This window comes from Roseovarius sp. MBR-78 (assembly GCF_040547535.1).
Classification (GTDB): domain Bacteria; phylum Pseudomonadota; class Alphaproteobacteria; order Rhodobacterales; family Rhodobacteraceae; genus Roseovarius.
This window is the reverse complement of the sequence record NZ_JBEPPX010000011.1, coordinates 61,215-86,979: the sequence shown is the minus strand read 5'-3', so window position 1 is coordinate 86,979 and position 25,765 is coordinate 61,215. Positions and strand designations below refer to the sequence as shown.

The window sequence follows — 25,765 nt, the reverse complement described above, 5'->3', positions numbered from 1 at the left end:
GAGGGGCGAACTGTATCAGGTAAATATTCCAACACCTTAGGCTGCAACCCTAGGGGCGCTCGAAACAAACTGGACGACTTTGGCGACGGCCTGCCTTTCGTCACCTTCATAAACGCCGACTGAGTCCAGCCTATTCATGGCTCGGGTCCGTGTATGCTTGGAAACAGCATTTTCACGCTCCAGCAGCGCCGCAACCAACGGCCGGGTTTCACCGGCGCCCTGAGTTTCGGACCGAAGAAGCATAGCCTCAACTAGCGATAGGTCATTCTGCGCAAGATACAGAGCCACCGGGGCGCGGCCAGCTTGCCGCAGGACCAGATCAGCGCGCAAATCTGCGCTTTGCTCATCTGCTGGAGCGTTCTCCAGTATTTCGACGTCTGAAGGCAATGACGATGAAAGCGCTGTCCGCACGTCTTCCTTGAACGTGCTGCGAACGCGATCTGCCGTCATCTGTACCAGATCAGAAACCCTCACGAGGGCCACAATGAGACGGATCGCGTGCGCAGGAATGTCGGATTTCGAGATTGGACCTGTCGAAATTTCCAGTCCATCTTCATCGAATGCAGCATCAGCAGTTTCGAGGATCGACGCGAGCGCCTTCCTCCTTTGATCTGACGCAAGATCGTAGCCGGATGCGATCAGTGACGGCAGCAACCGCCCGGCATCTTCCAGTTTCCAGTGGCCGGTGCTGTCGGGGCCGATCGCATACAGACCCGCTGGATCGCCTTCGATTTCAAACAGTGTCGTGCTGATGCCGAAGCCACAAGGAAGCTCCGTCACGCTGACACTGTCACAAAAGGCTTTGCAGAGTTCCTGCTTCACAGTAAGGGCTCGTCGCTATCGCCGCGTGCATGCGGCAGGTTGAAAAGGCTGTGAGCGACAGAAATCGCCCAGTCATCGAAGCCCGATATCACATCGGTGCCGAACCGGCTATCTCCTCCGCAAGGCCGCTTCCGGGCATCAGCACCGATGACGACGCCGCTTTGTTTCGTCTCATACGGCTGGTAGTGAACATGCCAACCTGGATGCGATCCATGGTGCTCGATCCGACATAGTACGGTCATGTCACGGTCCACCAAGTGACCAAGCATTGCCATGAACTCCTGCTTCTCCGCCTTGTGGGCAAGCAAAACGCGGTATTGCTCACCGCTCACCGCAAACGAAATCAGACGCCAAGTCCAAGTTCCCGCCAAACGATAGGAGTGGTTGCTGCGAAGGGGAAACGCGGTCTTTGGCATCTTCTTGCCAGTTGTCCAATTTCCGGTGCTAACCTGATCTTTACCTGCGGACCGGACCCACGCTGCGCCCTTTGCCATAACTGCTCCAAATCACCTTTTTGCCAAAAATAGCACAGACTTCGCAAAACGCGAACGAATCCCGAAGGAGACTTTGTGGGCATCGCTATTGAGGTTTTCCAGAGTTGCAAGCACAGGAACGAATAGGATGCCCACCAGCCGCGAAACCGTCCTCGCCGCGCTGCATGCGCGGCTGCAGCCGCTTGCAGCCCTTGTTCTGCGCGATGACGTGCTGCCCGAACGGATCCCAGCAGCCGGTCTGATCATCCTGCGGGACGGCCAGCCGGGTGAGCCGGAGGTGACGCTGTCGCCCCTGCGCTACCATTATCAGCACCACGCCGAGTTGGAGGTCGTCGTCCAGGCGGGCACCGGTCGGGCCAGCGCCTTCGACACCCTGATCGCCAGTATAGGCTCGGCGTTGGAGGCCGACCGCACCCTCGGCGGCCTCTGCGATTGGGTCGAACCCGAAGCGCCGGCGTCGGTCGATCTGCCCATCGAGGGCGCGGCGGCGCTGAAAGCGGCGGTGATCACCGTCATCTTGCACTATTCCACCACCGGCCCTCTGGCCTGACACCCCCAACATTGAGGAGACCCCCATGGCACGTGCGCAAGGCGCGCGGGCGCAGATGGCGCTCGCGTTCGAGACGACCTATGGAACGCCCCCCGTAGGCGGTTTCACGAAGATGCCCTTTGCCAGCACCTCGCTGGGATCGGAACAGCCGCTCCTGAACTCAGAACTGCTGGGCTATGGCCGCGATCCTCTGGCCCCGATCAAGGACGCGGTGACGGCGGATGGCGATGTGGTGGTGCCGATCGATGCCGCGGGCTTCGGGTTCTGGCTCAAGGCGGCGTTTGGCGATCCGACCAGCACTGGCATTGGGCCCTACACCCACGAATTTCGGTCGGGCAGTTGGACGCTGCCCTCGATGTCGATCGAGACCGGCATGCCGGAGGTGCCGCGCTATGCGATGTATTCCGGCTGCGTGCTGGATCAGCTGAGCTGGCAGGTGCAGCGCGCGGGGCTGTTGACGGCCACCGCGCGGCTAGTGGCGCAGGGTGAGGCGATTGCCACCACATCCGCCGCAGGCACGCCTGCCGATCTGGCGCTGAAACGGTTTGGCCACTTCAACGGCGCAATCAGCCGCAACGGCACGGCGCTGGGCAACGTGGTCTCGGCCGAGATCACCTACGCCAACAACCTCGACCGGATCGAGACCATCCGCAGCGACGGCAGGATCGACGGGGCCGACCCAAGCATCGCAGCCCTCACGGGGCGCATCGAGGTCCGCTTTGCCGACAGCACGCTGGTGAGCCAGGCCATCAACGGCAATCCCGCCGAGATCAGCTTCGCCTATGTCCTCCCCTCGGGCGAAAGCTTCACCTTCACCGTGCACGCCGTCTATTTGCCGCGACCCCGGATCGAGATTTCCGGACCGCAGGGCGTGCAGGCCACCTTCGACTGGCAAGCGGCGCGCGACACCGTGGTGGGCCGAATGTGCACCGCAACCCTGATCAACGATCTGGAGGCCTATTGATGATCCGCCTGAACCTGACCGCCGGCCCCGAATGGCTGGACCTCGCCCCCGGCCTGCGCCTGCAGGTCGCCCCTCTGACCACCGCCGTGATGGTCTCGGCCCGCGCCGATGCTGCCGTCGAGGCCCTGCCCCAGGATGCCAGTCAGGAAGACCTGGCGCTCGCCATGGCCAAGGCCATCGCCCGCCGCGCCGTGCTGGATTGGGAGGGCGTGGGCGATGACGAAGGCAATCCAGTGCTGGTCACGCCCGAGGGCATTGATGCCCTGCTGGAAATCTGGCCGGTCTTTGAGGCGTTCCAGACCTCTTATGTCGCGCGGGGTCTCATTCTGGACGCGGAAAAAAACGCCTCCGCGCCCTCGCCGACTGGTCCTTCGGCGGGGGCGACCGATACTGCGCAGCCTGTTCCGGCCCCTGCCCCGACTGCCCCGCAAGACTGAGCCGACCCAAGACGAAGGAAGGCTGGCAGGTCTGGGATCTGGTCGGCCGCCTTGGCGGGCAGTTGCGCGTGATCCCCGGCGCGGTCTTGGGCTGGGACATGGGCGCGGCCCTCGCGATGGCGCAGGCGCTGGGCATCGCCCCCCTGATCGCCGCCGAACTGCTGCCCGAGATCGAGGCGGTGATGGTGCGCAAACTCAACGAAGAGATGGAAGGAAGCCGCGATGGCTGAGAAACGCGTGTCCGTCCGCCTCGTGGCGGAAGGCGGCCGCCAGGTGCGTGCAGAGCTCGAGGGCGTGGGCGCGGCTGGCGCGCGCGGCTTTGGCCGTCTCAGCCGCGAGATGGATCTGGCCAATGCCCGCGTTGCCGCCTTTGCCCGCCGCGCCACGCTGGCCGCCGCCGCCGTCACGGCCGCGCTCGCCGCCGCCGGGGCCGCGATGATCCGCTCGGGGCTGCAGACGGTGGACGCGCAGGCCAAGCTCGCGGCCTCGCTCGGCACGACCGTGGCCAGCATTCAGGTGCTGGAGCGCGCGGGCGATCTGGCGGGTGTGTCGATGGGTCAGGTCGAACAGGCCACCGTGCAGCTGACACGGCGGCTGAGCCAGGCCGCTGCCGGGACCGGCCCCGCCGTGGACGCCCTGCGCCGCCTGCGGCTCTCGGCCGAGGATCTGCAACGCCTGCCGCTGGATCAACGCATCGCCACCATTCAGGAGGCGCTGGGCCAGTTTGTGCCAGAGGCCGAGCGCGCCGCTGTCGCCTCGCAGCTCTTTGGCGACCGGGCAGCACTGGTGTTCACCCGGATCGACACGGCCACCTTGCGGCAAGCGACGGCAGATGTGCAGGATTTCGGGGTGGTGGTCTCGGAGGCTGACGCCAGCCAGATCCAGCGCACCAATGACGCGATCTCCCGGCTGGGGCTGATCTGGCGCGGGGTCTCGAACCAACTGGCGGTGGCGGCGGCCCCGGCGCTTGAGGCTGTCGCCAATGCGCTGGCCGCTGTCGCGCGCACCACCGGGCCACTGGGGACTGCGATCAAGGCGCTTTTTGACAATATCGGACGGCTGGCGTCCATCGCCGCGACCTTTGCCGCCCTCATGGCCGGGCGCTGGGTGGCCGGACTGGCAGCGGCGGCGCTCTCGGTGCGCGGGCTGGCGACCGGGTTGGTCGTCCTGCGAGGAGCGCTGATCCGCACCGGGATCGGCGCGCTGATTGTGGGTGCGGGCGAGCTGGTGTTCCAGTTCACAAGGCTGGTCGCGGGCGCAGGCGGCGTGGGCGGGGCGTTCCGGCTGCTGGGGGATCTCGCCAAAGAGGTCTGGTCGCGCATGGGACTGGCGCTCGACGCAGCCCTTGCCAACATGGCGGCGGGCTGGGAGGAGCTGAAGGCATCCGGCCTGTCGGCACTTGAGGGCACCATCGCAGGCGTGGTGAGCTTCGGCGACCGGACGGCGGCGATCTTTCAGGGGGCCTTTGATGCCGCCGTGGCGATCTGGGAGCGACTGCCCGGTGCCATCGGGGACTTCGCCTTCCAGGCCGCGAACGGGCTGATCTCCGGCGTCGAGGCGATGCTGAACGGCGTCGTCACCCGCATCAACCGCTTCATCGAAAGCTTGAACGCGGCCCTTGCCCTGCTGCCGGAATGGGCCACCGGCGAGGGCGGCGTGCGGATCGGCACGCTGGATCAGGTGGGCCTCGCACGGATCGGCAATCCGTTTGAAGGCTCTGCCGAAGCGGCGGGCACTGCGGCAGCCGATGCCTTTTCGGCCGCCCTGTCGCGCAGCTTCCTGGAACCCCCCGATCTTGGCCTCGGCGCGATGGCCGAGGATGCCCGCACCCGCGCCGATGGGTTTCGCGAGGCGGCGGGCGTGCTGGCCGATGCCGCCGGGCGACCGCTCGCCAGTCTGCAGGCACTGCGCGACGCGATGACCGGCAGCGGGGCGGAGGCCGACGCCGCGCTGGCCGGGGCCGCCGCCGCAGCAGCCGCGCTGGGCGAGGAACTTGACGACACTGGCGGTGCCGCAGGTCGCGCCGGGGCGGCTGGTCGCGCTGCGGGGACCGCGACCGCTGAAGGCGCAAAAACCGCCCTGACCGGCTGGACCGCCGTCACCGCCACGCTGGCCGACTATGCCGCCAGGGCCCGCGACATTGGCGGCGACATAGGTCAGACACTGGTCGGGGCCTTCCAGAGCGCCGAGAATGCGGTGGGCGAGTTTGTGAAGACCGGCAAGCTCGACTTCGGCGATCTGGTCACGTCGATGATCGCCGATCTGGCCAAACTGGCGGCGCGGCGCTTCATTCTCGGGCCGATCGCCAATGCCCTGTCGGGCGCGCTGGGCGGTGCGGGCGGGTTGTTCGCCAGCATCCTGCACGCGGGCGGCGTGGTCGGATCGCCGGGCCCCGGTCGCATGGTGCCAGCGCTGGCCTTTGCCAATGCGCCGCGCATGCACGCGGGTGGCTTTGCCGGACTGCGCCCGGACGAGGTTCCGGCGATCCTGCAACGCGGCGAACGGGTGCTGTCGCGTCGAGAGGCGGCTGGCTTTGGCCAGGGACAGTCCGCAGCACCTGCCGTCAATGTCACCATCAACGCGCGTGACGCCGACAGCTTCCGGCAGTCCAGAACACAGGTCGCCGCCGACATTGCCCGCGCGGTGTCGCTGGGCCAGAGGGGCATATGATGGCGTTTCATGAGGTGCGCTTTCCCGACAACATCAGCCGCGGGGCACGCGGCGGGCCGGAGCGGCGCACACAGGTGGTGGAATTGGCGAGCGGTGACGAGGAACGCAATGCCAGCTGGGCCAATTCGCGCCGCCGCTATGATGTGGCCTACGGCATCCGCCGCGCTGACGATCTGGCGGCGGTGGTGGCCTTCTTTGAGGCGAGAGGCGGGCGCCTGCATGGGTTTCGCTTCAAGGACTGGGCGGATTATAAATCCGCCCTGCCGTCGCAGCCGGTCGCCCCAACCGATCAGCTGATCGGCACCGGCAATGGGGCCGTCACCAGCTTCGCCCTTCTGAAGCACTACGCCTCCGGTGCCCAAAACTGGACCCGCGCCATTGCCAAACCGGTCGTGGGGAGCGTTCGCCTTGCCCTGAACGGGGTCGAGCAGATGTCGGGCTGGAGCGCTGATCCCACCACCGGCAGCGTCACCTTCATCACCGCTCCCGGCGCGGGCGTAGCGATCACGGCGGGCTACGAGTTCGACGTGCCGGTGCGGTTTGACACCGACACGCTCGACGTCACCCTCGATCTTGAACGGCTCGGGTCGATCACCTCCATTCCGCTCATCGAGATCCGGCGGTAGGGGCACGGCTCAGGCCACGCACAGATGGCAGTTGCGCCCTCACGGATGCGGTCGTCGTTAGCGGGTTCGGGGGCCGGGCTTGCGGATCAGCGGCACAACCCGGTTCTCCTCCGGCGGCGTGGCCTGCTTCAAGGCGTCCAGAAATGCGTCAACCTTCACCACATCAATGGTCAGATCGGCATCCTCAAGTGGGACCGCAGGCGCGGCCTCGCTGTCGTCATCTGGGTCGTCGGGAATATCCTGCGTCATCACCACCGCCCTCTCACGCAACTCGGGTCCCCAGTTAGTTGGCTGCCGTTGCGACACATATCAAGGTTTATCCATGAAGACCCTCTCCCCAGACCTGCAGGCCCATCTCGACGATGGCACCACCACGCTCGCCTGGTGCTGGCGGATTTCGCGCAGCGATGGCGTGGCGCTGGGCTTCACCGATCATGATCGCGCGCTGGTGTTCGATGGCACCGCATTTGAACCCGAAAGCGGGTTTGCCGCCTCGGAGATCCGCGCAGGCTCTGATCTGGCGGTGGATGCGCAGGACGCGAGTGGCGTGCTGAGCTCGGATCGGATCACCGAGAGCGACATTCTCGACGGGCGCTGGGACAATGCGGCGGTGGAACTGTGGCGGGTGAACTGGGCCGACACCAGCCAGCGTGTGCTCCTGCGCCGCGGTGCGGTGGGTCAAATCCGGCGCGGGCGGATCGCCTTCGTGGCCGAGGTCCGCAGCCTCGCGCATGTGCTGGGGCAGACCGTCGGGCGGACGTTTCAGGCGGGGTGCGATGCGGAACTTGGCGATGCGCGCTGCGGCATCGATCTGGAAAACGCGATCTACAAGGGCACAGGCGTGGTGACCGACCTGCTGCGCGACCGCGCCTTCCGGGCCTCGGGGCTCGCAGGGTTTGAGGCCGGGTGGTTTGCCGCCGGGACCCTCACATGGACCAGCGGGGCGAATGCCGGGCGGATCACCGAGGTGCTGGCGCACGGGCTGGCGGGCAGTAGCGCCACCCTGACCCTTTTGGAAGCGCCAGTGCGCGCCATTGCTGAGGGTGACAGTTTCATCGCGCGCGCGGGCTGCGACAAGCGCATCGCCACCTGCACGGGCAAGTTCGCCAACACCCCCAACTTCCGGGGCTTCCCACATATCCCGGGGCAGGACGCGGTCCTCAGATATGCATCGCAAGATGGCAGCCATGAGGGAGAAGTCCTGTGATGACCGCCGATCCCGCCCGTGTCATCGCCACCGCCCGCCGCTGGCTCGGCACGCCCTATCACGACCAGGCGAGCCTTTGCGGGGTTGGCTGTGATTGCCTTGGCCTCGCGCGCGGCGTCTGGCGCGAGGTGGTGGGCGACGAGCCCTTCCCGATCCCGCCCTACAGCCGGGACTGGGGCGAGACCGGGCCGCATGAAGTGCTGGCCGACGGTGCACGCGCGATGATGCCGGAGATCACGTCCGCCGACGCGCCGCCCGGCGCGCTGGTGCTATTCCGCATGGCCCCGCGCGCCATCGCCAAACATGTCGGGATCCTGACCGGACCCCAAAGCTTCATCCACGCCTGTGAGCACCTTGGTGTGATCGAGCAACCGTTCACCCCAAGCTGGCGGCGGCGCATCGCCTTCGCCTTCCTCTTTCCCGAGGGGGGCTGACTTGTGGCAACGCTTGTCCTCGGCGCCGTCGGCACCGCCATTGGCGGCAGCATCGGCGGCAGCCTCCTTGGCGTGAGCGCCGCCACCATCGGCGGTTTTGTCGGCTCATCCATCGGGTCGGTGGTCGACACCTGGATCGTCTCGTCGCTGGCTCCCGCGCAACGCATCGAAGGCCAGCGCCTAGACAGTCTGCGCATCACCTCCTCGACCGAAGGGGCGGTCATCCCGCGCCTCTTTGGCCGGATGCGCATCGGTGGCAACATCATCTGGGCCACGGATTTCCGCGAGGAGACCAAAACCAGCCGTCAGGGCGGTGGCAAGGGCGGCGGGCCAAAGGTCACCACGACCGAGTTTCTCTACTTTGCCTCCTTCGCCGTCGCCCTCTCGGAGGGCGAAGTGACCGGGATCGGGCGCATCTGGGCCGATGGCAAGCCGATGGATCTCTCGGGCGTGACCTGGCGCTGGTATCCCGGCGATGAGGCGCAGGAGCCAGATCCGTTTATTGCCGCCAGGATGGGAGCGGGCAATACTCCTGCCTATCGCGGCACCGCCTATGTGGTTTTCGAGGAACTGGCGCTTTCCGCCTTTGGCAATCGCCTGCCGCAGCTCTCCTTCGAGGTGTTTCGCCCGCTGGCCGATCCCGACACCGCCGAAGGGCTGGTGAAGGCCGTGACGATGATCCCGGCCTCGGGCGAGGTCATCTACGCCACCCAGCCCGTCCGGCGGCTCTCCGGTCCGGGTGGGGCGACCCGCGCCGAGAACATGAACGCGATTTCCGACACCTCCGATATCGTCGTGGCGCTCGACCGGCTGCAAGCCTCGGTTCCGGGCATCGAGAGCGTCAGCCTCGTGGTGGCCTGGTTCGGCGATGACCTGCGGGCCGGGCAGTGCAGGATCCGGCCCGGCGTCGAGCTGCCCGTCAAGATCACCTCGCCCGTCGCCTGGTCGGTGAATGGCGTCAGCCGCGCCAACGCCCTCCTCGTCAGCCGCGACAGCGACGACCGCCCGGTCTTTGGCGGCACACCGGCGGATTTTGCGGTGGTTCAGGCGATCCGGGAGATCCGGGCGCGCGGGCTGCGGGTGACCTTTTACCCATTTCTCTTGATGGATGTGCCCCCCGGCAACAGCCTGCCCGACCCGTATTCCGACAATGAAGCGATGACGGGCCAGCCAGCTTTTCCCTGGCGGGGGCGGATCACCGCTTCGCCTGCGGCGGCGGTCGCGGGAAGCGTCGATAAGACCAGCGCCGCCGCGGCACAGGTCGCGGCCTTCTTTGGCGCGGCCACGCCCGCCAGTTTCAGCCTGTCGGGGGATGTTGTGAGCTGGGCCGGACCCTTGGAGGACTGGGGCCTGCGACGCATGGTGCTGCATTACGCGCATCTCTGCGCGGTGGCGGGCGGGGTCGACGCTTTCCTGATCGGCTCGGAGATGCCCGGGCTGACCACGATCCGGAGCGGGGCCGAGACCTATCCCGCCGTCACCGCGTTCAAATCCCTTGCCGCAGACGTGCGCGCGATCCTCGGGGTGGGCACCGCAATCAGCTATGCCGCCGACTGGTCGGAATACTTCGGGCATCAGCCCAGCGATGGATCGGGCGATGTCTATTTCCACCTCGATCCGCTCTGGGCGGATCCCAGCATCACCTTCATCGGCATTGATAACTACATGCCGCTCTCGGACTGGCGCGACGGGTTTGAGCATGCCGATGCAGCCCTTGCCCCCGCGATTTATGATCGGACCTATCTGCAGAGCAACATCACGGGCGGCGAAGGGTTCGACTGGTTCTACGCCAGCCCGGCTGATCGCGCGGCGCAGATCAGAACGCCTATTACCGATGGCGGCGAGGACAAGCCGTGGGTGTTCCGCTTCAAGGATCTGCGCGCCTGGTGGCAAAATGCGCATTTTGACCGGCCAGGTGGCATCGAGAGCGGCACGCCCACCGCATGGGTGCCGCAATCAAAACCGATCTGGTTCACCGAACTGGGCTGCCCGGCGATTGATCGCGGCACCAACCAGCCGAATGTGTTCTTCGACCCGAAGTCCTCTGAAAGCCAGGTGCCGCACTTTTCCCGCGGCTGGCGGGATGATGCGATCCAGCGCGCCTATCTGGAGGCCATGTATCTCTGGTGGGGTGAGGCCAGGAACAATCCGGTGTCTTCCGCCTATGGCGCGCGCATGGTGCATGTCCCCGAATGCGCCGCCTGGACCTGGGATGCCCGGCCCTATCCGTTCTTTCCGGAACTCACCGATGTCTGGAGCGATGGCCCGAACTGGCGGCTCGGGCACTGGCTCACCGGGCGGCTGGGGGCTGTGTCGCTGGCGGCATTGGTGCGCCAGCTCTGCCTGCGTGCCGGGCTGCCCGAGGAACAAATCGACGTCTCCGAGTTATGGGGCGCGGTCGAGGGCTATGTGATTTCGGCACTGGAAGCGCCGCGCGCCTCGCTCGGCATCCTGGCGCGGCATTTCGGGTTCGATGCGGTGGAAAGCGAAGGCCGCATCAGGTTCCTGATGCGCGGCCGGATTGGCAGCGTGACCATCACCCCCGACAGCATGGTCGCGCCATCGTCAGGATCGGGCGACGTGATGGAACTGACCCGCGCGCAGGAAACCGAACTGCCCCAGGCCCTGAAGTGGCAGATCGCCCGCGCCGACGAGGATTATGACGCGGCGCAGGTCGAGGCCCGGCGCATCACGGTGGACACCGCGCGCATCGCCTCCGAGGCGTTCCCGATAGCGGTGCCGCCGGAAGAGGCCGAGCGCCGCTGCCGCCGCGCCCTGATGGAAGCCTGGGTTGGCCGCGAAACTGCGGCGTTCCGTCTGCCGCCGTCGCGTCTGGCGCTGGATCCGGCTGACGTGATCCTGCTCGATCACGATGGCCGATTGACCGAGATGCGCCTCGTGTCCATCGCCGACTCCGACCTGCGCAGCATTGACGCCGTGCGTCAGGACCGCGCGGTCTATGATCTGCCACCCGGAGAGCGACGCCCGACCACGCTCGCAACTCCAACGGTCTTCGGCGCGCCTGAGATCCTCCTGCTCGATCTGCCGCAGCTGCGCGACGACCAGCCTGCGCACCGGCCCTTGGTCGCGGCCCATGCCAGGCCGTGGCCGGGTGAGATCGCCGTCTACCGAAGTGCGGCAACGGATGGCTTTGCCCTGCTGACCACATTTGGCGCGCGGGCGCGCATGGGCGTGCTGTCGGCGGATTTCCATGCCGGGCCGGTGGCGCGCTTCGATCTCGGCAATGCGCTGCTGGTCGATCTCTATTCTGGCACCCTCGAGAGCGTCACCGATCTCGCCCTCTTGGGCGGCGCCAATGCGCTGGCCGTGGAGACCAGTCCGGGGCTCTGGGAGATTGTCCAGGCGGGCACGGCCGAACTCGTCGCGCCGGGGCGTTACCGCCTGACCCGGTTGCTGCGCGGCCAGCGCGGCACCGAAGGTGTCATCGCCAGCGTTGTGTCCACGGGCGCGCGCGTCGTGGTGCTGGACACGGCATTGACCTCGCTGCCAGTTTCCGAAGCTGATCTCGGTCTGCCATGGAACTGGCGCATCGGCCCGGCCTCTAAGCCCGTGAGCGACGAGACCTACACCGCGGTGGAGTTCACCCCCGAAGGCGTCGGGCTGCGCCCCTTCTCGGTTGCCCATGTCGAGCAGCCCTGGCGCTTTGCCCGCAGCCCCGGCGATCTGACGATCCGCTGGGTGCGGCGGTCGCGATCCCTGGCCGCCGACAGCTGGGGCGCGGGCGATGTGCCTCTCGCCGAAGAGAGCGAGGCCTATGAAGTGGAAATCCTCGACGGGGCAACAGTCAGGAGAACCATAGAAGTTGCCACGACCAGCGCCCTCTACACCGCAGCGCAACAGACTGCCGATTGGGGCGCGCTGCTCGGACCCGGCGACACCCTCGCTATCCGCATCTTCCAGCTCTCGGCCCTGATCGGCCGGGGCGCTGGGCGATCCGTCACCCTCAGTTTCTGAAGGCCATTCCCATGTCCGACAATACAACCCATCTCCTGCTGCCTTACATCCTGGCATCGCAGGCCCAGAAGCACGTCACTCATAACGAGGCGCTGCGGCTGCTCGATGGGCTCGTGCAGCTGTCGGTTCGCGGAGCGGCCCGTACCGCGCCGCCGCCTGACCCGAACGATGGCGACCGATTCCTCGTAGCCTCCGGCGCAACGGGCGACTGGGCGGGGTGGGACAACAGCATCGCCTATTGGGTCGACGGGGCGTGGATGCAGCTTCCCCCGCGGCCCGGCTGGCGGGCATGGGTCGAGGAGTTCGACGGATCAGCAAACTCTCCGGGGGAGAGTTTGCCCGGAGAACGCCTGCTGCTGGTCTTTGACGGCGCGGGCTGGGTCGGGAGCACGCCAGCCGCGCTGCAGAACCTCGCACTGCTGGGGCTCGGCACCACCGCCGACCCCGCCAATCCGTTCTCGGCCAAGCTGAACGCCGCGCTCTGGACGGCAAAAACCGTCGCCGAGGGCGGAACCGGCGATCTGTTCTATACCCTGAACAAGGAGAGCAGCGCCGATGATCTCGGCCTGACGCTGCAGACAGGCTTCGTGACCAAGGCACTGGTCGGCCTCTTCGGCTCGGACAGGTTTCGCCTCGCGGTCTCAACCGATGGCAACACCTTCTTCGATGGCCTGAGCGTCGACAACACCACCGGCATCGTCGATCAGCCCCGGCTGCCGCGCTTCAAGGCCTGGACCAACTTCGACAATTACGTGGGCGTCGGGACCTGGACGAAGATCGGCATCAACAACACCGACTATAACGATCAGGGCGCATTCGACGCCGCCAACAACCACTTCGTGGCCCCCACTTCCGGCACCTATCTCTTTGGCGCGACGCTGCTCTACAAGATCAACGCCAGCACCACGGCCCGCATGCGCGGGCGACTGGTGCTGAACGGCACGACCGAAATCCGCGGCTCCTTAGGTGAGATCTCCGCCACCCATGTCTCGCTCGCCACCGCGATCTGGCTGCAGACCATGGTGCCGCTTGAGCAAGGCGATACCGTCGAGTTGCAGGGGAATTTCCGGGTCGCGGACGGCTTCTTCGCCGCCAATCACACCTCATTCTGGGGCTGCAAGGTCGGCTGAGGCCCCCCGGCAGACCACTGTTGCACACCAACACCAATCCCCCGACCAAAGGACAGCATCATGACAGAACGAACGCCCCTGCAAGAGGTTGGTGCGGCCTTGCGCGACAATGGCCTCACCGCCGCCATCACTGCGCTGATCGGCGGTTTCATCGCACTTCTCGCCGCTGTCACGCGCCGCGCCTTCACCAATGACGCGATGCTGGCACGGCTCGACCGCGAACTAGCCGCCGAGCGCGACCGCGTGGACCGCCAGCGCGCCGAGGACCGCAAGGGCGATGCCGACCGGCTGGAGCGGATCGAGACCGACATCCGCGCCATGCGGGATCTGATGTTTGAAGCCTTCCAGCGCGGCCGCACCGACTGACCGGTCGCGCCCATCACCAAGCCACCCCACCCGACCCGCCGTCTGCAGGCGGGTTTTGCATGTCTGGAGACCCATTATGCCGACCACCACCTATGCCCATTACCGCGACGTGCCAGACTCTGACTGGCGCTGGCCCAGCTTTTCACCCGCAGAGATCGCGTCGCGCGGGGAGGGCGCGATCAGGATCAACACGGAGGCCATGGACAAGCTGCAATCGCTGCGCAACCGCCTCGGCAAGCCGCTGATTGTCCGCTCGGCCTATCGCAGCCCGGCGCATAACCGCGCCGTCGGCGGCGCGCCCGCCTCCAAACACATGCAGGGCACAGCGTTTGATATCGCCATGTCGAACCATGATCCGGTGGCTTTTGAAACGGCGGCGCGGGCGGTGGGGTTCCTCGGGTTCGGCTATTATCCGCGCTCGGGCTTCATGCATATCGACCTTGGACCCGCCCGCAGCTGGGGCGAACCCTTCCCGCCCCGCGCGACACCCTTCGTGCCGGAGGTCGCCCCTGCCCGCGAGGTGCTGGCGGACAGCCGCACTCTGAAAGGCAGTGGCGCGGCCGGGGTGGCCACGGTCGGTGCCGCCGGGGTGGAGGTGATGCAGGAGGTGCTCGCGGAAACCCAATCCGCCCTCCTGCCGCTGGTGCCCTATCTTGACACCCTGCGTTGGGTCTTCATCGCTCTGGCCCTGCTCGGCATCGCGGTCGCCATCCATGCCCGGATCGACGACTGGAAACGGGGCCAGAGATGATCGGTTGGACCACCATCCTCGTCAGCGGCCCGGCGCGCAAGGCGCTGGGCCTCATGCTGGCAACCCTCACAGTCGTCCTGTTCCTGCTCAACCTCCGCCGCGCCGGGGAACGCGCCGGGCGGCTGGCCGAGCGCCTTTCAACATCGGAGAAAGCCCATGAAATCCAACGCCAGATGCTGGACGCCGCCAGCCGCCGTCCCGCTGATCGCGATGCTCTGGCTGACCGCCTGCGCGACGGGCGGTTTTGATCGCCCGACAAGTGTCTGCCCGCCGGTGGTGGAGTATAGTCAGGCCGATCTGGGACGCGCGGCGGATGAAGTCGATGGTTTGCCGGAGGGGGCGGTCCTGACCGGCATGCTGGCCGATTATGCCGTTCTGCGCGATCAGGTGCGCGCGTGCAAGTAACGGGCGGGTTGGGCATGCGCCGCATGGAAAGCGCCAGACGCCTCGACCGCAGCGTCACGCCCGGCCCGGTTTATGAGTTTACGGTTTCAAAAAGCGGCAGAGATTTCCTGCGCAATGATGATGGCACGGTGCACGACAGGCTGTCGTGCGCTGAAATGGGCACAATTGTGCACCTCGTGCGGAGGCTGCATCATAACCATACGCTGAAGGTCGACCGACGCACAGGGCGAGGACCTGCCTGCGCGCCCGTCGCGCCGCCCTCATGTCAACGGCGGATGCACTGCATACCCCTAATTCGCCCCTGACGCTGGGGACGTTTCGGGGTCCGAATAATCTCATGCAAAAAATGCCAAGAAGGAAAGACCTCGTGGGGTGGGGGCGACGGAGAGGGAGGGGGAATCCCGGTTTCGCGGGAATGACGGGGATGGTCAGTAAGAATAGCCACCCTACGCTTTCTCAACCGCCTCCAAGGCTTATTTCGGAGCGTTTATCAGATGCAATCTCGCCAACTTGCTATAATCGCTGGATCGCCGCCGTTCTGTGCCGTAATCTCGCCTCCCATGAATATCCCGGAAGCAGTATAGCTATCTATCGTAACTGTTGCGTTCCCGCTTCCCACAGCTCTCGCTACATGCGGTTCAAGGAGCAGGCTCGCAAGAATGCGCGAACCTTCATATAGCCTCAACCGGTCGTTCCCATATTTGACGCTTCCGAAATCTGTTACAATTTGAAAGCTTTTCATATGGGTGGTAGCAGGATTTGCATATCCCGAACTCAATCCATCATCTTTGCTCTGTGCATAGAAATTGATGATTGGAGTACCCTTCCAGCACATTGTTTCAATCTCGTAGACCCTCTGGAGGCTTCTGATATTTCGAGGGTTCGTTGCGGTAGCCACGATTAAACCACCTCTAGGCTGTAGCTCGAAGTCGTGGAAGGTGGTGCTCGGAATGACGCCTAATGAGACTAACTCAAAGGGGGTCGGAACATACATTTCGTTTGGTTCGGTGAGGGCCATCATCTCAAAAAGTTCTGGTTTGGCCCCCATTTCACGAAGGTAGTTAGCAAGGATTGCTGAACCGCCTTGCCCAGCGATTAGTGCATCCTCGCTATCGGAATATTGACCGCCTGAGAACTGGTGAAAACCGATTTCCGCAGTTTCTTGGATTTCACGATTATACCCACCCATGAAAGCAAGGGCGCAAGCGGAGTAACAGACAGCCCCGGGCAGTTCCTGTGGCCAGTCTATCACGATTTCATCTTCTGTACTCGGGGCGAACCTGCGTATCTCCGTTTTTGCTCCAGTCTCACGAATGAATCTGCCGATCTTGATAGCATCCCTCAGAGAGCCACCGGGGCTATCCATTGCAATAACGAAACTAAACGCGTCGTAAGCCTTCTCCTTCCAGAAGTCTTCGAAGACTTCCGCATCGCCGGTTTCGATGGTTCCGGACATTACAACAGTTGAGGACGCGTTTGACCGAAAAATCCGTAAATCAACTGCCGACACCGGACTTGCCGCGAGTGTGAGTGCTAAAAAAGTCGTAATCATTTTGTATTTAATCATCATGGCACCCATTGAAGCCGACATTCCCCACGTGGCCTGCCACTTGATGGATAGATCGCCGGACGGGGCCGTGCGGTCAAGCATTTCTTCGCTCCGGACCTCGCTTGGCCTCGCCCAGACGTACAATTGTGGGTGTTTCAGGCCAAGCAGCGGGGTCATCCTTGGCCTTCTGAGGCGTATTTCAGCGCGGCGTTCGCAGACCAGACGAGACTCTGATCTGGGCCGGTCATGCCTCGATGGGCGACCAAGGTCTGCAACTTTGCAGGGTCGGCTTCCTGCGCATTGCTGACCTTGGTGCCTGGTGCTGCATGGGGGGTGAACCTGAGCCGTGAATGACCGCTTTCATGAAATGGACAAGATCCCACTGTAGGTGCAGCGAACTCACACTGTCCGCCCTGCGTGTTTATGCCCCGATACATGCTGCATCCCGCATGTGGGTCCGCTCTGGGGCTGTCTCGAGGCCTACGCTGCTTCCGGTGCGAACGGCCGGTTCGGAGAAGGCTGAGCGTGGGCCAGACCGACGGCAAAAAGTCGGGTGAGCCAGCGGTTTAATTTACGGACACAGGCCGCAACAAGGCATCGGTGTCCAGTTTCAGTGCGCTGCGCCAAAGCGGTGTCTTGAACACGTGGTGGATGTGCTTGCCCTCGCGCTCTTCTCGGGTCTGAACCAGCAGTCCGGACCATTCCAGAGGGCGCAGCACGCAAGAGGAGAACGCGGCCATTTCGCGCCATCCAGCGTTGTCCCAGTCGTGTTCCTTTCCATAGAATGCCGCGAACAGCGCCCGCTCGGTGGTGCCATGGTCCGCCTCGACGTTGATCACGTTCATCCAGACATCCCATTTGCCGAAGGGGCGTTCTTCAAATCGGGAGTAAGAGGCATGGTCGATCTCTAGCACAAAGAACGGGATGAGTTCTGCGAACAGACGCCCCGGGGATTGTGCCAGTTCCGTTCCACGTTTCGTTACCCGGAATTCGCCCTTGAAGTGCCGCCCAAGGCGAAGGGAGATCAGCAGGTAATGCAACACCTCGAGCGGTGGAAACTCGTATTCATTGATGACCTTGTTGTACCGGAACATCTCTTCCGCGCTCTTTCCAGGCCAGTCAAAGTTCTCGACCGCCCAATGCACGAAGACACGCTTGAACGCCTTGGTCTTGGTCAAGCCGATGGCACCGTGGTCCTGCGCGTAGCGCAGTGTCAGCAGCGCCGCGCGCAACAGGGGCGAATGCGCGAGGTCGGGGTGGTCATCGGGAAGGGTGCGGAAGTTGATCATGTCGTGATGCTGCCACAAGGATTTCGGCCGGACCAGACTCAAAGGATCGGTGGCCGCAAAAAGGCGAGTTTGGCTAGGCGATTGATTATCCAACACATTTTCACCGCGACTCTTCAAACGTTGATGTGGCGTTGATGTGTTTTGGACAAGCCAAAACCCGACCGTTTAGGTAGGGTTCTAAGTATTTGATAATGCTGTAAATTTTGGTTGCGGGAGTAGGATTTGAACCTACGACCTTCAGGTTATGAGCCAAAACCCTAGTGATTCCAATAGCTTAGCAAAACCAATAGCTTAGCCGATAAGCCTTTGATTTCACGAAAATTTCGAGGCGACACTCATCAACATTCGCCTGCTTTCGACTACAATTACAAACGTTTGACAACACTCAACTGTTGAGGTGGCGTTGATGTAGAGGCTGCGAATGATCCTCGGACTGCAATCGCTTTCCGCACATGGTTTTCGGCGCGCCCAGTCCGCGATGGGCAGGAAAGAACGCCTACCCTGCATGCGCAGGAGGTCGTGCCGCACAGCTTCCACCAGCGCCGCCTTTCGCGGTCGGTCGACCAGACCACGCCGGGAAAGGCCATCTCCAGGCCCCGGATCATGCGCAGGGCGGTGCGCTGGCTGACGCCGAACTCACCTTGTTTGTCGCGCGGCACCTCGACCACGTCGACGAGGTTAACGCCCTTGTGGCGGGCTGCCGCCATCACCGCGAGGCGTATCAGATCAAGACTTTTTTCGAATGCCATCCCGATGTTCATCCACGGCAGGTTCTGACGGGGGTGTTAGGGCAGAATAAACCGGAGCGCGAGTCGTTTTGCGATTCGTCTCCTTATGGTCGCAACGCCCGTGCTCTTGATGACAACAATCACCTTGCGCCACGCCCTCCGGGGCCTCGTCAGAGGCGCGGTGACAATAATGGAGCGCACATGAAGCTGCCACAAAGGGAATTCTACACCGTCCACGAAGTTGCCGCGCGCTGGGGCTGCACCATCGCCGATATCGCCGGGTGGTCGGCGACGGGAAATCTCGACATTCTGACCGGGATCCCGCCTGCCACGTGCGGAGACAGGATCGTCGCGGGCGAGGTGATCGTCGCGGCCTTCGACATCCTGCCGATGTTTCGCCGCTGCGGGACGGGTCCGCAAACCACCCGGGTGCACAGGGTTCGGACCAGGAGCGACAGCGACTGGCTGCTGATCACCGCCCCCGCAGAAGGCGTCGAGGTGTCGATCGCCGATCTGCTGATCGCCGGGCAGCAGGTCCAGCGCTTTGAAGAGAAGAACCAGTTGTTCACGCGCGTGAGCGGCGGCACCGGGTCTATCTCGCCCTATGATTGGGAGGGCATGTTGCAAGCCCTCACCCTGCGCATTCACGAACGCGGTGTGCCCGCCTCGCAGGGCGAGCTGGTGGCCGAGATGCAGGACTGGTTCGTGGCGCATTCCGATGGCAACGACGTTCCGGACGAGCGTTCCATCCGTCGGCGGATCACGCCGGTCTGGCGCGCGTTGACCAGGACCAGCGAGAGGGCATGACGCGGCGGTCCAATCAGGCGGATTTCTGATCCGGTGCCTGATCGTGAACCACCTTCAGCCGTGGCCGGACCGCACTGGCCACGGCATCGAGCCCGGCGCGCAGCGGTGCGTCGAGCAGGTGGGCGTAGCGGTGCGTCGTCTGCATCTGAGTATGGCCCAGCAGCTTGCCGATCATCTCGAGCGACGCCCCGCCACTGACCAGCAGCGACGCGAAGGTATGGCGCAGATCGTGGATCCGCGCATCCTCGATCCCCGCCGCCTTCTGGATCCGCTGCCAGAAGCGGCGGATTTCCTTGACGGGCTGACCGGGCACATCGCCGGGGAAAAGCCATGGATTGCCCCTGGGCACCAGCAGCTGGCGCTGGCGGATGATCGCCGCCACATCCTCGGAAATCGGGACGCGGTGGACCTTGCGCTGCTTGGTGGTGGCGGCAGGCTTGGACCAGATGCCGAGTTCGAGATTGAACTGTTCGAACCGCGCCTGGCGCACCTCGCCGACGCGCGCGCCGGTCAGCATGCAGATGCGGATGATCCCGGCTGCGCGCTGATCGGGATCGGCATCGAGCGCGGCGGAAAGCCGGTCGATCTCCTCTCTGGTCAGGAAGCGCTCGCGCGGGTTCTCGACGCGCCGATAGAAGCCGCTGGCCGGATTCTCCTTGCACATGCCCCACTCGACGGCGAGGTTGAACATCTTGCGCAGGGCCTCGCCCACGCGGTTGGCGCGCACCGGCGTGGGCTTGGGCCCCTGCAGCTTGCGGGCGCGGTTGTTGGGCCTGGCCTTGTGCGGCCGCGCCCTGCCCTCGGCGATCTTCGCCAGCAGCTTTTCGACATCGGTCCTGGTGATGTCGGTGACCAGCTTCTTGCCCCAGTGCGGGGCGATCAGTTTGGTCATCATGGACTTCTGATCGGCCGCGTTCAGGTCGGAGAGCCGCGTCACATGCTCCTTGAGGTAGCGGTCGATCAGATCCTGCACGCGAGGGGCTTCGCGGCTCTGGTCGCGCTCAGCCAGCGGATCGCGGCCAAGGTCGACATCGCGGCGCAATTCCCGCGCGCGATCCCGCGCCGCCGACACCGACCATTCGGGCCAGCGCGCGAAGGTCATCCGGCGCTGCCGTCCCGCATGGCGATAATCGAGGGTGAAGGCGCGCCCGCCGCCGCGGTAAATGCAGGCCGCGAAGCCGCGAACATTATCGTCGAAGATCTGGTAATCGCGCCCCTCGGCAGGGATGGCATCGCGCAGAACCTTCTCGCTCAAGCGGACCCGTTTCGGCATCGAGGCACCTCCTTTCCCTGTCCATGACGCGTAGATTCGCGGCACAGGCAAGGTAATCCTGGCGCCAGCCCGGCAGGGTGGCAGTGACCGGCAGTGCCGTCGCCAGTGCGCGCCACCCCCTGTTTTATTGGCAATTCGCGTCAAGGGCTGCCGCGCCCGGCTCGACGCCGAGGCCGTGCACCTTGGGCCAATGTCGCCCAATGTCGGCGGACCCGGAAAAAGGTCGCCCAATGTCGGCGGACCCGGAAAAAGCTCAATGAAATCAGAGACCGGCACGCAAACCGGCAACTCACTGCCGGTCACTGCCACCCTTGCCACCCCCTGACTTTGGCCGAACGTCGTCCAAAACATCCCGAAATCGCCGAATGTGACCGATTGCGCGCGGATTTGGCGGTGCTGTCTGCGGCGAAATTGGCCCTAGGCGACTTTGCAAGACCTGCAAATCCCGCTGCGCCGCAGCGCAAAATCATGAAGCTTCAATAAAACAAGGGGTGGCACGGGGGGCGGCAAGCCACTGCCGGTCACTGCCACCCTGCCACCCCCGGGCCTGTGCTTCTGCTGCGAGACGACATTCGCCCTCACCGGGCGACAATCGGGAGAAAGCAGATGACACCAGGCGAACAGACCACCACCGCGCCCTACGGCGCAAACACCGCAGCCCTCCTGCAGGGCTGGATCAGCCGCACCGATCTCGCCCGCGAACTCGGCGTGTGCGAGGAAACGCTTCGGCGCTGGGCCGATGCCCGGCGCGGCCCGGCCTTCGTGAAGGCCGGCAGGAAGATCCTCTACCGACGCGCGGCAGTTCTGGAATGGCTCGAGACGCAGGAAAAGGTGTCGCCCCGGCGCGCCCGCGCGGGAGGCCGTCGATGACCGAGCATGAACCCGGCCCGTTTCGGGCGAGCCGTGAAGGACGAGCCTGGCCCACCGACCGCGTCGCCGAGGCGCGCGCCGTCATCGCCGATGTCGCGCATCATTCCGACCACCTGATCCGGCTCGCCTGCAATGTGCTGACGAGGCATGGCGAGACCGAAGAGGAGCGGCGCGATGCCCGTGCCCTCCTGTTTGTGATCGATGCCCGTTGCCCGGCGCGCCTGCGCCACGCTCAGCGCACCGATCACGATGATGCGCCGGAGGCGAGCCGATGAAGCGGCGCGGCACACCCGAGGCCGATCTGCAGCGCGCGGTGGTGCAGGCGCTGCGCTTTGCCCTGCCCCGCACGGCCATCATCCACCACTGCGCCAACGAGGTGACCGAACCCGGTCCGCGCGGCGCCAAGCGCCAGGCGATCCTGGTCGGCATGGGCGTCCATGCCGGTTTCGCCGATCTGATGGTGCTCGTTGAGGGGCGCGTCCTGTTTCTGGAGTTGAAATCCCTCAAGGGCCGGCTCAGCCCCGCGCAGGAGGCGTTTCGTGATGCCGTGCTGGCGCAGGGCTTTGGCTGGGCGCTGGTGCGCTCGCTCGACGATGCGCTGGGCGCGCTGGCCGAGCACGGCTTCACCACCCGCGTGACGGCCCCGGTTCGGAGGGCCGCCCCATGAGCCACGAGGCCACCAACTGGGCGATCAGGCAGCGCGGGCTGAAGCCCACCACCAGGATCGTGCTCTGGCATCTGTGCGACCGGTTCAATCCCGACTATGGCTGCTTCCCCTCGCAAGAGCGCCTGGCCCACGACTGCGAAATCAGCCGATCGACGCTGAACGAGCATCTGGGCCAGCTCGAAGCCGTCGGGCTTCTGCGCCGTGTTCCGCGCTTGCATCCGGTCACGAAGCGGCAGATGCCCACCCGCTACATTCTGGGGTTCGAGGCGGGCTTCACACCGCATGTGCCAGACCCGTGTCCGGATACCGGACATGGCAACCCAGACCAGCAAGAAAGCCGTGCTGAACCAGCGCCTTTCGATGAAGAAGCGCAGGCTGACGACGACCCGTGTCCAGAAACCGGACACGGGTGTGAGGCCCGACCCGTGTCCGATTTTCCGGCCGAGCCGTGTCCGGAAAATGCCCCGACCCGTGTCCGGAATCCGGACACTAACCCTGTAAGGGAACCTTTAAGTAAACCAGTAAAGGAGGAGGAGGGCGCGCAGGCGCGCGATGCGATCTCCGAGGAGTTTTTCGGGGAGCTGGTCCGGGCGCTGGGCCTCGATCCCGCCGCCCTGCCCGGCTGGTGGCAGGGCTGGCCACCGCGCGAACATGTCCGGCGCTGGCGCGACGATCTCGGTCTCGACGAGGACGCGATCCTCGCGGTGGCAGAGGCCTCGCGGCGGGACCATCCGGAGCCGCCAGATGGACCCAAGGCGCTCGATCGGGCCATGCAGAGAGCGGCAGGGCGCCTGAAGCAGTGCGGCGCACCGGTTGCGGCAAGGGGCTCAGCAAACGGCAGCGGCGACACCCGACGCCGCAAGCGCATTGATGGCCCCAGGCCCGGCGATGACGAGCTTGCGGCCTTCTACGCGGCCAAGGTCAATTCCGACGAATACCTGCCCGCCAGCATGATCAGCAACGCCATGTGCCACGCCATGCTGGCGCGGGGACTGGTGACGCCCCAGCGGCTGCGGCAGAGGGGGGTGCTGTGAATGCCATGGTGTCACGTCCCCGGCACGGATTGTCCCTCTGCGCTGGCGGCGGAGGCCTTGATCTGGGCCTCATGCTTGCCGAGCCGGGATACCACACCCGATGCTTCGTCGAATGGGAGGACTGGCCCCGCGCCGTGCTCATCGCCGCCCAAGCCGCGCGGTACTTCGCCCCGGCCCCGATCTGGGATGATCTGCGCAGCTTTGATGCCCGCCCCTTCCGCGGGGCGTTTGACACCGTCCTCGCCGGATATCCCTGCCAGCCCTTCAGCGCCGCCGGAAAGCGTGGAGGGGCCGACGATCCCCGCCATCTCTGGCCCGACGTCGCCCGCGTCATCGGGGAATGCGCCCCCGAATGGGTGTTCCTCGAAAACGTCGCAGGTCACGTCACCCTCGGCCTTGAAGCCGTCCTGCGAGAGCTTTGGGGCCTGGGCTACACGCCTGCGGCGGGTCTGTTCAGCGCGGCAGAGGTTGGCGCGCCGCACCAGCGGCTCCGGATCTTCATCCTGGCCCACACCGATGAGCCTGCATCCCGGCACGACCCGCTACAACCCGGCGGGCAACAGCGACTTTACCCGCAAGGCGGAAGCGCTGGCGCTGGGCATCACCAACTGGTCGACACCGAAGGCCACAGATGGCGCGAAGGGCGGGCCGGGTCAGAGCTATGGCTCGGGCGGAATGCCGCCCCTGCCGACGCAGGCGGCGCAATGGCAAACGCCGGTGGCCGACGACCAGATGGATCGGCTGCGCGGCAAGATCAACAGTCGTGGCGAGCCGAAGCTGTCGGCGCAAGCGATCCAATGGCCGACACCGGCGGCGCAGAACTGGAAGGGCAGCAGTCCGGCCAGCGTGACGCGCACCGACGGCAAATCCCGAATGGACCTGCTGCACTATCGGGCGGAGCAGGGCTTCACCCGCCCAGCCCTGGCGACCTCGCCGGATGGGCCGCGGTCCTCGCCGCACGCCCCGATCTCGCGCCCGCTCTGGGCTTCGATGATTGCCTCGCATGGGCGCGCCGTCTCGCGGCGGATCCTGAAGGGCCGGTCACGGCGGCGGCTGAACCCGCTCTTCGTCGGATGGCTGATGGGCTGGCCCATCGGGCACGCGCTCTGCGCCTGCTCGGCAACGGCGTTCACCCATTGGCAGCAGCGCATGCGTGGCGCTCTCTCGCAGCTGCCCATGGCCTCGGGCCCGTGGATCTGGCGAGCGAGCGAGGAGCCGGCAGGCCCGGTGCAAATGAACCTCTTTGAAGGATTGCAGCCGTGAGCATGCAGGGACGAATTACCCGCACGAGTGGTGCAAAAGTCAAACGCGCGCTGGGCGTGCAGGCGGCGCTGGAATGGGCGTTCCGGGTGGAAAAGGCACAGCTGGACCTGCCGCCGCCAGAGGATGTGGTCGAGGAAGGCTTCGGGTTTGGCCTCGAATATGTCCTGATGCAGCGTGCCGCGCTGGGCTGTAAGGTCGACGGTGGCCGACACAAGATGGGCAGCTACACCCACGAGGATGCCGAGGTGATCGCCGCCACCGTCGCCGGGATGCCCGACAGACTCGGCGGAAAGCGCATGGCGATCCGCGTGGCGGAACTGGCACGGGCAGGTCTGACGCCGGACTGGATGCCGGGGGCCGTGCCGCGCTGCGTGCCCGTCGAGATCAAGCGCAATCGCCATGGTGATCGCGCGGCCAGTATCGTGGTCGGGACGGAACGGGTTCTCATCCGTGGGAAATGGCGCACACTCGAAGTCCGTGCCTGCCCGGTGACCTTCTCACCACACCCGCAGCAGATCGACTCTGCACGGCGCGCCTATGACGAATGGTGGCGGGCGCTGGGTTGGGTGCGGGACGGGCTGATGGCGGGCCGGATGCTGAGGGAGGTGGAGGTGACGGCGGTGATGCCAAAGGTGCAGCCGTGGGAAAGATCACAGGTTCGCAGGCCTTGACAAGTTCCCTGCTTGGGAACACTTTCATGTAACCATGTCACTACGGAAATCGGGAAAGGGCCCTATGCGAGTTCTTTCGAAGCGTGCACTTGTCCAGTATTGGACCAGGCATGCATCTGCGAAAGCACCGCTTCAGTTTTGGTATCTCGAGGTCGAGAAGGCCAAATGGGAACGACCACAGGACGTAAAAGAAATGTTCGGGACATCAGTAGACTTCGTTGGGGATAGCCGTGTTGTATTTGATATCGGTGGTAACAAATTCCGCCTCGTCGCGCGCGTTGCCTATGGACCGTACTACCGTGTGATGATCAAGTTCATCGGCACGCATGCCGAATACGATAAGATCGATGTGGAGAAAATCTGATGGAATTGCGCGCTATCCGGACGGATGCAGACCTGGACTGGGCACTTGCGGAAATCGAGCAGTATTTCGACGCTCCACCTGAGCCCGGAACAACGGAAGCAGATCGTTTCGACATCCTGACCGATCTGATCGAAGCCTATGAGAACCGAGAATACCCAATTGAAGAACTCGACCCGATCGAGACGCTAAAGGTATTCATGGACATAAAGCAAAGACGTCAGAGTGATCTGGCAGAACTGGTCGGCGGAAAGTCCCGTGCATCCGAGATCATGAACCGCAAACGCCCGCTGACCTTGGCTATGATCCAGAAGATCCACACCAGCTGGAAAATCCCGGCCGCAGCATTGATCAAGCCGTATCACCTGGAAACAAAAGAGGGAAACGCCTGATCATCCTTGATCCCCCCCGGCATGGTTCCT

Annotated in this window: 30 protein-coding genes and 1 pseudogene; 24 read left to right on the top strand and 7 right to left on the bottom strand. The window is 64.7% G+C overall.

Annotated features, from left to right (window positions below; translation table 11 throughout):
* Positions 1 to 36 precede the first annotated feature (36 nt).
* Positions 37 to 822, bottom strand: coding sequence for a DUF1828 domain-containing protein (locus ABIE58_RS11040; protein ID WP_354544775.1), 786 nt, complete (start codon positions 820 to 822; stop codon positions 37 to 39).
* Positions 819 to 1,316 carry a hypothetical protein gene (locus ABIE58_RS11035; RefSeq protein ID WP_354544774.1) on the bottom strand — a complete coding sequence of 166 codons (498 nt, stop codon included), beginning with the start codon at positions 1,314 to 1,316 and terminating at the stop codon, positions 819 to 821. The genes ABIE58_RS11040 and ABIE58_RS11035 overlap by 4 nt, the downstream gene beginning before the upstream one ends.
* Before the next feature lie 127 nt (positions 1,317 to 1,443).
* On the opposite strand from ABIE58_RS11035, the gene ABIE58_RS11030 reads away from it, so the two are divergent.
* From ABIE58_RS11030 to ABIE58_RS11005, 6 genes are all read left to right on the top strand, one after another.
* Positions 1,444 to 1,866, top strand: coding sequence for an acyl-CoA transferase (locus ABIE58_RS11030; protein ID WP_354544773.1), 423 nt, complete (start codon positions 1,444 to 1,446; stop codon positions 1,864 to 1,866).
* A 25-nt stretch (positions 1,867 to 1,891) separates the two neighbouring features.
* On the top strand, positions 1,892 to 2,830 hold the full coding sequence (locus ABIE58_RS11025; RefSeq protein WP_354544772.1) for a phage tail tube protein: 939 nt from the start codon (positions 1,892 to 1,894) through the stop codon (positions 2,828 to 2,830).
* Positions 2,830 to 3,267, top strand: coding sequence for a phage-derived protein YdaY family protein (locus ABIE58_RS11020; RefSeq protein WP_354544771.1), 438 nt, complete (start codon positions 2,830 to 2,832; stop codon positions 3,265 to 3,267). Before ABIE58_RS11025 ends, ABIE58_RS11020 begins: the two co-directional genes overlap by 1 nt.
* Positions 3,268 to 3,335: 68 nt before the next feature.
* Entirely contained in the window at positions 3,336 to 3,497 is a 162-nt protein-coding gene (locus ABIE58_RS11015) for a DUF7697 family protein (RefSeq protein ID WP_454283777.1), read from the top strand.
* The gene (locus ABIE58_RS11010) at positions 3,490 to 5,937 is read left to right on the top strand and encodes a phage tail tape measure C-terminal domain-containing protein (RefSeq protein WP_354544770.1); all 2,448 of its coding nucleotides are present in this window, start codon (positions 3,490 to 3,492) and stop codon (positions 5,935 to 5,937) included. The genes ABIE58_RS11015 and ABIE58_RS11010 overlap by 8 nt, the downstream gene beginning before the upstream one ends.
* Positions 5,937 to 6,563 (top strand): phage distal tail protein, Rcc01695 family, encoded by a 627-nt coding sequence (locus ABIE58_RS11005; RefSeq protein WP_354544769.1) that lies wholly within the window; start codon positions 5,937 to 5,939, stop codon positions 6,561 to 6,563. Before ABIE58_RS11010 ends, ABIE58_RS11005 begins: the two co-directional genes overlap by 1 nt.
* A gap of 57 nt (positions 6,564 to 6,620) precedes the next feature.
* Here ABIE58_RS11005 and ABIE58_RS11000 read toward each other — a convergent pair whose 3' ends face one another.
* Entirely contained in the window at positions 6,621 to 6,812 is a 192-nt protein-coding gene (locus ABIE58_RS11000) for a hypothetical protein (protein WP_354544768.1), read from the bottom strand.
* A 73-nt stretch (positions 6,813 to 6,885) separates the two neighbouring features.
* On the opposite strand from ABIE58_RS11000, the gene ABIE58_RS10995 reads away from it, so the two are divergent.
* From ABIE58_RS10995 to ABIE58_RS10960, 8 genes are all read left to right on the top strand, one after another.
* Positions 6,886 to 7,770, top strand: a complete 885-nt coding sequence (locus ABIE58_RS10995; RefSeq protein WP_354544767.1) for a phage/gene transfer agent baseplate hub protein — start codon at positions 6,886 to 6,888, stop codon at positions 7,768 to 7,770.
* Positions 7,770 to 8,204, top strand: a complete 435-nt coding sequence (locus tag ABIE58_RS10990; protein WP_354544766.1) for an NlpC/P60 family protein — start codon at positions 7,770 to 7,772, stop codon at positions 8,202 to 8,204. The genes ABIE58_RS10995 and ABIE58_RS10990 overlap by 1 nt, the downstream gene beginning before the upstream one ends.
* A 3-nt stretch (positions 8,205 to 8,207) precedes the next feature.
* Positions 8,208 to 12,179, top strand: a complete 3,972-nt coding sequence (locus ABIE58_RS10985) for a baseplate multidomain protein megatron (RefSeq protein ID WP_354544765.1) — start codon at positions 8,208 to 8,210, stop codon at positions 12,177 to 12,179.
* A gap of 11 nt (positions 12,180 to 12,190) precedes the next feature.
* The gene (locus ABIE58_RS10980) at positions 12,191 to 13,309 is read left to right on the top strand and encodes a DUF2793 domain-containing protein (protein ID WP_354544764.1); all 1,119 of its coding nucleotides are present in this window, start codon (positions 12,191 to 12,193) and stop codon (positions 13,307 to 13,309) included.
* 60 nt (positions 13,310 to 13,369) lie between these two features.
* Positions 13,370 to 13,675 carry a hypothetical protein gene (locus ABIE58_RS10975; RefSeq protein WP_354544763.1) on the top strand — a complete coding sequence of 102 codons (306 nt, stop codon included), beginning with the start codon at positions 13,370 to 13,372 and terminating at the stop codon, positions 13,673 to 13,675.
* Between the two features lie 76 nt (positions 13,676 to 13,751).
* The gene (locus tag ABIE58_RS10970; protein ID WP_354544762.1) at positions 13,752 to 14,426 is read left to right on the top strand and encodes a YcbK family protein; all 675 of its coding nucleotides are present in this window, start codon (positions 13,752 to 13,754) and stop codon (positions 14,424 to 14,426) included.
* Entirely contained in the window at positions 14,423 to 14,674 is a 252-nt protein-coding gene (locus ABIE58_RS10965) for a hypothetical protein (RefSeq protein ID WP_354544761.1), read from the top strand. Before ABIE58_RS10970 ends, ABIE58_RS10965 begins: the two co-directional genes overlap by 4 nt.
* A 28-nt stretch (positions 14,675 to 14,702) precedes the next feature.
* Positions 14,703 to 14,831 (top strand): hypothetical protein, encoded by a 129-nt coding sequence (locus ABIE58_RS10960; protein WP_354544760.1) that lies wholly within the window; start codon positions 14,703 to 14,705, stop codon positions 14,829 to 14,831.
* 490 nt (positions 14,832 to 15,321) lie between these two features.
* On the opposite strand, the gene ABIE58_RS10955 is transcribed toward ABIE58_RS10960, so the two are convergent.
* From ABIE58_RS10955 to ABIE58_RS10945, 3 genes are all read right to left on the bottom strand, one after another.
* Positions 15,322 to 16,482 carry a COG3904 family protein gene (locus tag ABIE58_RS10955; protein WP_354544759.1) on the bottom strand — a complete coding sequence of 387 codons (1,161 nt, stop codon included), beginning with the start codon at positions 16,480 to 16,482 and terminating at the stop codon, positions 15,322 to 15,324.
* Between the two features lie 464 nt (positions 16,483 to 16,946).
* Positions 16,947 to 17,669, bottom strand: coding sequence for a hypothetical protein (locus ABIE58_RS10950; RefSeq protein ID WP_354544758.1), 723 nt, complete (start codon positions 17,667 to 17,669; stop codon positions 16,947 to 16,949).
* Between the two features lie 365 nt (positions 17,670 to 18,034).
* Positions 18,035 to 18,418 (bottom strand): hypothetical protein, encoded by a 384-nt coding sequence (locus tag ABIE58_RS10945; RefSeq protein ID WP_354544757.1) that lies wholly within the window; start codon positions 18,416 to 18,418, stop codon positions 18,035 to 18,037.
* Positions 18,419 to 18,598: 180 nt separating this feature from the next.
* On the opposite strand from ABIE58_RS10945, the gene ABIE58_RS10940 reads away from it, so the two are divergent.
* Positions 18,599 to 19,204: a hypothetical protein gene (locus tag ABIE58_RS10940; protein ID WP_354544756.1), complete on the top strand. Its 606-nt coding sequence runs from the start codon at positions 18,599 to 18,601 to the stop codon at positions 19,202 to 19,204.
* Positions 19,205 to 19,217: 13 nt separating this feature from the next.
* Here ABIE58_RS10940 and ABIE58_RS10935 read toward each other — a convergent pair whose 3' ends face one another.
* Entirely contained in the window at positions 19,218 to 20,477 is a 1,260-nt protein-coding gene (locus ABIE58_RS10935; RefSeq protein WP_354544810.1) for a tyrosine-type recombinase/integrase, read from the bottom strand.
* A gap of 606 nt (positions 20,478 to 21,083) precedes the next feature.
* On the opposite strand from ABIE58_RS10935, the gene ABIE58_RS10930 reads away from it, so the two are divergent.
* The 9 genes and pseudogenes from ABIE58_RS10930 (at position 21,084) to ABIE58_RS10890 (ending at position 25,735) form a co-directional block, all read left to right on the top strand.
* Positions 21,084 to 21,347 carry a helix-turn-helix domain-containing protein gene (locus ABIE58_RS10930; protein WP_354544755.1) on the top strand — a complete coding sequence of 88 codons (264 nt, stop codon included), beginning with the start codon at positions 21,084 to 21,086 and terminating at the stop codon, positions 21,345 to 21,347.
* Positions 21,344 to 21,622 (top strand): hypothetical protein, encoded by a 279-nt coding sequence (locus ABIE58_RS10925; RefSeq protein WP_354544754.1) that lies wholly within the window; start codon positions 21,344 to 21,346, stop codon positions 21,620 to 21,622. Before ABIE58_RS10930 ends, ABIE58_RS10925 begins: the two co-directional genes overlap by 4 nt.
* Complete coding sequence (locus ABIE58_RS10920) at positions 21,619 to 22,014, top strand: VRR-NUC domain-containing protein (RefSeq protein ID WP_354544753.1); 396 nt, start codon at positions 21,619 to 21,621, stop codon at positions 22,012 to 22,014. The genes ABIE58_RS10925 and ABIE58_RS10920 overlap by 4 nt, the downstream gene beginning before the upstream one ends.
* A complete protein-coding gene (locus ABIE58_RS10915) occupies positions 22,011 to 23,048 on the top strand; it encodes a helix-turn-helix domain-containing protein (protein WP_354544752.1) in 1,038 nt (345 codons plus the stop codon). The genes ABIE58_RS10920 and ABIE58_RS10915 overlap by 4 nt, the downstream gene beginning before the upstream one ends.
* A 5-nt stretch (positions 23,049 to 23,053) precedes the next feature.
* Positions 23,054 to 23,512: pseudogene (locus ABIE58_RS10910) on the top strand (DNA cytosine methyltransferase); the annotation flags it as partial.
* 52 nt (positions 23,513 to 23,564) lie between these two features.
* Positions 23,565 to 24,311: a DNA methyltransferase gene (locus ABIE58_RS10905; protein ID WP_354544751.1), complete on the top strand. Its 747-nt coding sequence runs from the start codon at positions 23,565 to 23,567 to the stop codon at positions 24,309 to 24,311.
* The gene (locus ABIE58_RS10900) at positions 24,308 to 24,982 is read left to right on the top strand and encodes a hypothetical protein (protein ID WP_354544750.1); all 675 of its coding nucleotides are present in this window, start codon (positions 24,308 to 24,310) and stop codon (positions 24,980 to 24,982) included. The genes ABIE58_RS10905 and ABIE58_RS10900 overlap by 4 nt, the downstream gene beginning before the upstream one ends.
* Before the next feature lie 34 nt (positions 24,983 to 25,016).
* Positions 25,017 to 25,346: a type II toxin-antitoxin system HigB family toxin gene (locus tag ABIE58_RS10895; RefSeq protein ID WP_354544749.1), complete on the top strand. Its 330-nt coding sequence runs from the start codon at positions 25,017 to 25,019 to the stop codon at positions 25,344 to 25,346.
* Entirely contained in the window at positions 25,346 to 25,735 is a 390-nt protein-coding gene (locus tag ABIE58_RS10890) for a helix-turn-helix domain-containing protein (protein WP_354544748.1), read from the top strand. The genes ABIE58_RS10895 and ABIE58_RS10890 overlap by 1 nt, the downstream gene beginning before the upstream one ends.
* Positions 25,736 to 25,765 lie beyond the last annotated feature (30 nt).